This is a genomic window from Piscinibacter sp., assembly GCF_050175855.1.
Classification (GTDB): domain Bacteria; phylum Pseudomonadota; class Gammaproteobacteria; order Burkholderiales; family Burkholderiaceae_C; genus Piscinibacter.
Map to the genome: position 1 here is coordinate 1 of NZ_JBFXIO010000370.1, position 5,081 is coordinate 5,081.

Annotated in this window: 7 protein-coding genes and 1 pseudogene; 7 read left to right on the forward strand and 1 reads right to left on the reverse strand. The window is 69.0% G+C overall.

Annotated elements, in window-relative coordinates:
• Positions 1-185: pseudogene (locus AB7U92_RS21585) on the reverse strand (hypothetical protein); the annotation flags it as partial.
• Positions 186-279: 94 nt separating this feature from the next.
• Between AB7U92_RS21585 and AB7U92_RS21590 the strand changes: the two are divergent.
• The 7 genes from AB7U92_RS21590 to AB7U92_RS21620 all read left to right on the forward strand — a co-directional run.
• Complete coding sequence (locus AB7U92_RS21590; RefSeq protein ID WP_428581912.1) at positions 280-1,038, forward strand: hypothetical protein; 759 nt, start codon at positions 280-282, stop codon at positions 1,036-1,038.
• Between the two features lie 5 nt (positions 1,039-1,043).
• Positions 1,044-2,117, forward strand: a complete 1,074-nt coding sequence (locus AB7U92_RS21595; protein WP_428581915.1) for a tetratricopeptide repeat protein — start codon at positions 1,044-1,046, stop codon at positions 2,115-2,117.
• A gap of 145 nt (positions 2,118-2,262) precedes the next feature.
• Positions 2,263-2,778, forward strand: coding sequence for a hypothetical protein (locus AB7U92_RS21600; protein ID WP_428581918.1), 516 nt, complete (start codon positions 2,263-2,265; stop codon positions 2,776-2,778).
• 274 nt (positions 2,779-3,052) lie between these two features.
• A complete protein-coding gene (locus AB7U92_RS21605; RefSeq protein WP_428581921.1) occupies positions 3,053-3,598 on the forward strand; it encodes a lytic transglycosylase domain-containing protein in 546 nt (181 codons plus the stop codon).
• Positions 3,595-4,365: an OmpA family protein gene (locus AB7U92_RS21610; RefSeq protein WP_428581924.1), complete on the forward strand. Its 771-nt coding sequence runs from the start codon at positions 3,595-3,597 to the stop codon at positions 4,363-4,365. Before AB7U92_RS21605 ends, AB7U92_RS21610 begins: the two co-directional genes overlap by 4 nt.
• Before the next feature lie 151 nt (positions 4,366-4,516).
• Entirely contained in the window at positions 4,517-4,933 is a 417-nt protein-coding gene (locus AB7U92_RS21615) for a hypothetical protein (RefSeq protein ID WP_428581927.1), read from the forward strand.
• 31 nt (positions 4,934-4,964) lie between these two features.
• Positions 4,965-5,081, forward strand: a 117-nt coding sequence (locus AB7U92_RS21620; RefSeq protein WP_428581930.1) for a type IV conjugative transfer system protein TraL, incomplete at its 3' end; no start/stop codon positions are given.

Genomic DNA, 5,081 nt, shown 5'->3' on the forward strand with positions numbered 1-5,081 from the left:
CCGATCAGCCGGTAGCGGTGCGACCCTTCCACCAGCACGCGCCCGAGTCGACGCGCCTTTCGCAGCCCGCTGGCGGCCTCCGCGCGCGTCACCGTCGTTGGCATCGCCGGCCATCCGTTGAAGGCATCCCAGTCGTCGGGATGGGCCTGCTCGAACTTCAGCTTGCAGGCGTGGGTGCGCTCCATGGCGACCTCCAGAGCGGAACGATGGATGCTCTTCATTCTGCGCGGGCTCATGTGCGGTGCAAGACTGCGCCGATGCGGCACGGATAATCCGCCCATGAAGAATCTGCGCCCGGAGACTCTGGGCCTCCTCCAGCGCATAGAGACACTCAGCGGCCGGCCCGTCGAGTTCAAGCCCGACGCCACCTTGACGCTGCGCGCGACGCTGCAGCTCGCTCGCAACGGCGCGCCGGCCCATGTGCTGCGCTACCGCCCGGTGAACGAGCCGCTTGACTACTGGGTGGCGTACCAGGCGGGCTACCTGTTGCGCCTGCTGGAACTGCCACCCTCCGAGCGCTTCGATTTCGCGGGAACTGGGTCCGCGCCGGCTCGGGTGGAGGAACTGCTGACTGCCGGCCTGAAGATGACCGAAGCCGAACAGTCGGCCGCACCGCGATTTGCGGAGGCTGCAGCGCACTGGGCGATGATGAACCTGCGCTCGTTCGCCATCGGCATGCGCATCGATCAGTGGCTGGCTGACCGGCACCCCGACCTTCGCCTGCTGCAGCGTCAGGGCATGGACGCCTTGCAGCAGGAGAACCTGCAGTTGCTATCCCAGCGCGTCGGCAAGCTCGCCATCCCGGTGCCCCTGCTGGGTCCGGTCGCGGCATACGCCCTGTTTGCTGACCGGCTGCTGGGCAAGACCACCTATGCGATACCCTTTCGGGCGGCCGGTGCGCTGGACCTGGGCGCTGAACTGCTCTCCATCCTCGACAAGCTGCCGGCCGACGCGGCGCACGACCGTGAGCTCGTCGATGCCTGGGCCGCCGCGATCGGCATGACCGGGTGGTACACCTGGATCCCCTACAAGCCCTGACCCGCATGGCCGAGTTCAAGATTCCCATCAACCGCTTCGACACCAACCTGCTGCCGCCCGAGGCGCGACAGGTCGGCACCGAGGCGTTCAAAGCCGCCGTGGTGATGCACTTCGCGGCCGAGTACGCGGCGCAGGGCCAGACCGCCATGGTGACGGTGGATGACGAAGAGATCACCGTGATGGCGTTCCCGGCGACCGCCTCGGCGCTCGACTTCGTGATGCCGATGCTGCGTTCCGGCCGCATCGCCGAGTCCGTCCCCTACCTGGAAAGCCTGACGAAGTCGGCGCCCGCCGATGCCGCGGTGCTCTACAACCTGGGCATCGCCTACAGCGAACTGGGCCAGTACGACGAGGCCATCATCCGCTTGAAGCGCGCGGTACAGCTTGACCCGGGCCACGCTCACGCCTGGGTCGGCATCGGCAATGCCTACCACCGCATGCGCAAGCCCGAGCTGGCGCTCGAAGCCTTCGAGAAGGCGGTGCAGGCGGATCCGAACGACGGCTACACGCGTCGCAACCTGGGTGGGATCCTGATCGGGTTCAAGCGCATCGACGAGGCCGTTCAGCACCTGCGACGCGCGCTCGACCTGATGCCTGACGATCCACAGGCCATCTTTGGCCTGGCCACGGCCCTCGAGCAACTTGGCACTCGGGAGGCCGACGAGGAAGCCGACCAGCTTTACCGCCGATTCATCCACGAGCACCCGAACTCGCCGATGGTGGAGCAGGCCGAGAAGGCACGTACGGCGTTCGCCCACCGGCAGGTGAAGTCCAACTCGGTCGGCGGCTTCCGGCCCGACGTGATGATGTACATCGCGGGGGCGTTGGACACCTTCAAGATGCAAGGCGCGCAGAAGCGCCAAGCCATCGCGCTGGAAATCGCCATCCTCGGCCGGGGTGGCCTGGACATCAACGACCCGGACGAGAAGTACAGCCTGAAGGCGCTGCCCGGTAAGTTCTCGGGCCTACACCTGCTGGCCATCATGTACACGGCGTTCCGGCAGATCGACCCGACCATGGACACGGGCGTGGACTTCGCGGCCGAGTACAAGGCGGCGATGGAGATGCAGGCAAAGTAGCCCTGCGCCCGGCTCGGCGTCGAAACCCCCCTCGCAAACGCGCCATTCCGCGGCGCCGCGGCAGCGGCCGGCTCCTACCCTTTCGGTCACGCGCTCGACAGAGCACGGCCTTCAGATCCTGAAGCCACCGAACGAGGACCGCGCCATGTACTCTGCATTGCCCGCTGCCCGCTGCGACGTCGCCACCCAGTCCGGCCACTCCGGCTCCGGCGCGCAAGACAGCGAACACCCGGAGACCATCGAGACCAGGCTCTGGCTCGAGGAGCACGACTGGCTGTTCACGGTGCTGCGCAGCGAGGGCAACGTGTCGCCGACCTTCCGCTTTCCGGACCTCATCAGCGCCTGCGTGTCGCTGGTCTTCCTGCACGATGACGCGCCAGCGCGGATCTTCGACTTCCTGGGCACGCAGCTGGTGCTGCGCCCGCCGCTGACGCCCAGGCGCCGCGAGTCGATGTGGCGCCCGCAGTACGAGCTGCTGCTGGCCGTGCAGCGCTCGCCGGCCAACCGCCACCCCAACCCCAAGTTCCAGCTCGACCAGCTGACCACGGCCTGCGTGGCCCTGTGCCGCCAGCACGAGGGCGCCGACACGCTGGTGCTCCGCCAGGCCCGGCTGAACATGGCCGACCGAGCCGCGCGCGGGCGCCCGCCCCGTCCCGGATGAGGCGAGAGGTGACGACACGGTGGTGCTGGGGCTTCGTCCCTCACGCGCCGCAGGTCACCTGCCCGTAGACCCGCTCTCGATACCCGCTCAACACCCGCTCCACACCCGCTTCCGACCCTGACCGGTCCGCGCCGGTCCGCACCCGTCGCTCGACGCCCCGCACTCGGCCACGCCTGGCCGACAGGAACGGCGTCGCCTTGTCCACCAAGACGTCACGGGTCGATCCATGCAGGTGCCGCTGTTGTTCCCCGCGCGAAGGTCGTTGACCAGGCCGATGCCAGGACCCTGGCTGCTGGCAGTGCTCGTCACCGGCTGGGCGCCGTTGCAGGCCCAGGCCTGCTGGGAGCAGGCGGCGCAGCGCTACGGGCTGTCGCCCCACCTGCTGGTCGCGGTGGCGCGTGTCGAGTCCAACCTCGACCCACGCGCCGTCAACCGATCGCATCTGCAGCGCACGGGCTCCTACGACATCGGGCTCATGCAGATCAACAGCTCCCACCTTCCGACGCTCGCGCGGCATGGCATCAGCGAGGCGCAGCTCCACGACCCGTGCACGAACATCCACGTCGGCGCGTGGCTGCTGGCCGACGCATTCGCTCGGCACGGTGCCTCCTGGAACGCCGTCGGCGCCTACAACGCCGCCTGCAGCCAGCTCAAGGGCGACGCCTGCACGGCAGCGCGTGCCAGCTACGCCTGGAAGGTCTACCGCCGGCTGCCTTCCGCCAGCGGCGAGGCTTACCGTCCCGTCGCGGCGAGCCCGCAGCGGCCTGTGCACGCGGCGCAACCGGCGCCCATCCTCCTGGCTGCGAGGGTGGCGCCATGACGCGACGTACGCTTCGGCTTCTGGCCGTGCCTGTGCTCGCGGTGACGGCCGTTGGCGCCGCGTCGTCGTGCAGCGCACCCCGAACCGGCGTCCTCCCTTCACGGCCAGAGGCCGCTCAGCCGTCCGCCACTTCGCAGCGCGCCACAGCTGGGCTGTCGATCGCCCAGCTGGACCACGGCCGCCAGGCTCGGTTCGCCACATGCGCGCCGCCCGCCTGCCCCGTCGTCACGCCGAAAACGCTCGCCGTCGATCCGCCGCGTGCAGCAGCGGCTGAAGCGCGAGCTGACTCCACCCCGGGCTCGGATGCGGTCATTGCACAGTCGCTGAGCCCCGGTGAGACCTTGGTGATAGCCGAACCCCAGGCACCGCTGCCCCCAGCGCAGAGAACCGCGATCCGGTCCAAGGACGCTGCCGAACCGCTGGTGTCCGAGATCGTCGTGAGCTTTCCGTTCGGGAGCGCAATGGTCACGGCCGCTGCCCGCGCCTCGATCGATGCCGCGGCCTCGGGCGACGGTATCCGGCGCATCGACACCCAGGGCCGCACCGACAACGTCGGAACTGCGGCTGCCAACGACCTGTTGGCCCGTCAGCGCGCTGCTGCGGTCGCGCAGTACCTGTGGGCGCACCACCCGCACCTGGCTGGCGCGGAGGTGAAGGTCGATGGACGCGGCGTCTGCTGCTACGCCACGGAGAACGACACCCCGGAAGGCCGTGCGCGCAACCGGCGGGTCGAGATCGCCTTCTGGCGTTTTCCCTCCGACCTGTAGTGCGCCTGCAGTCGCCCGACCCTCATCTGCACACCCGGCCCCACCCGCACTGGCCTGAACCCTGCCACCGACCCGCTGATCACCCGCACCCGACCCGACAGCCACTGCCATCCACCTTCATCTCCCAGCCCTGAACCCTCGGAGGACTCCCATGAACACCGCTCTCGCCTCTGTGCATCCCGCCCGTGCCACGGGCTCCCAAACAACCGACGGCGTCGACGACCCCGGCACAGCCATCTTCGCCGGCAGCCGCCGCTCGAAGCGCCTGCTTTCGCCGGTTTCGCTCTTCGTGCTGATCGCGCTCGGCCTGTGCGTCGCCTTTCCCGGCTACGCCCTTGACCTGGTCGCCTTCACCGGCATCACCGGCCCGCTCACCTCGGCGCTGACGCAGATCGCGAGCCTGGGTCCGGGGATCAAGGCCCTGGTCGGCTTCGTCGGCTTCGTGGTCGCGCTGATCTCGCTGGCCGCGCTGCGCAACTTCGGCCCGGTGCTGTTCTATGTCGGGCTGGCCATCTTCGCCGCGGTCGGCCTCGTGATCGCGGGCGCGATCATGGGTGCGGTGATCTGACGCACGCGCAGCCGACGAGCCGGAGGCCCGCATGCACGCCGACACCTACATCCCGCGCCGCCTGGACGACCAGTGGAAGATCGGCTTCTGGGACGTCGACGTCGCCGCGCCCCTGCTCTTCGGGCTGTTCATGGGCTACATGTCCGGC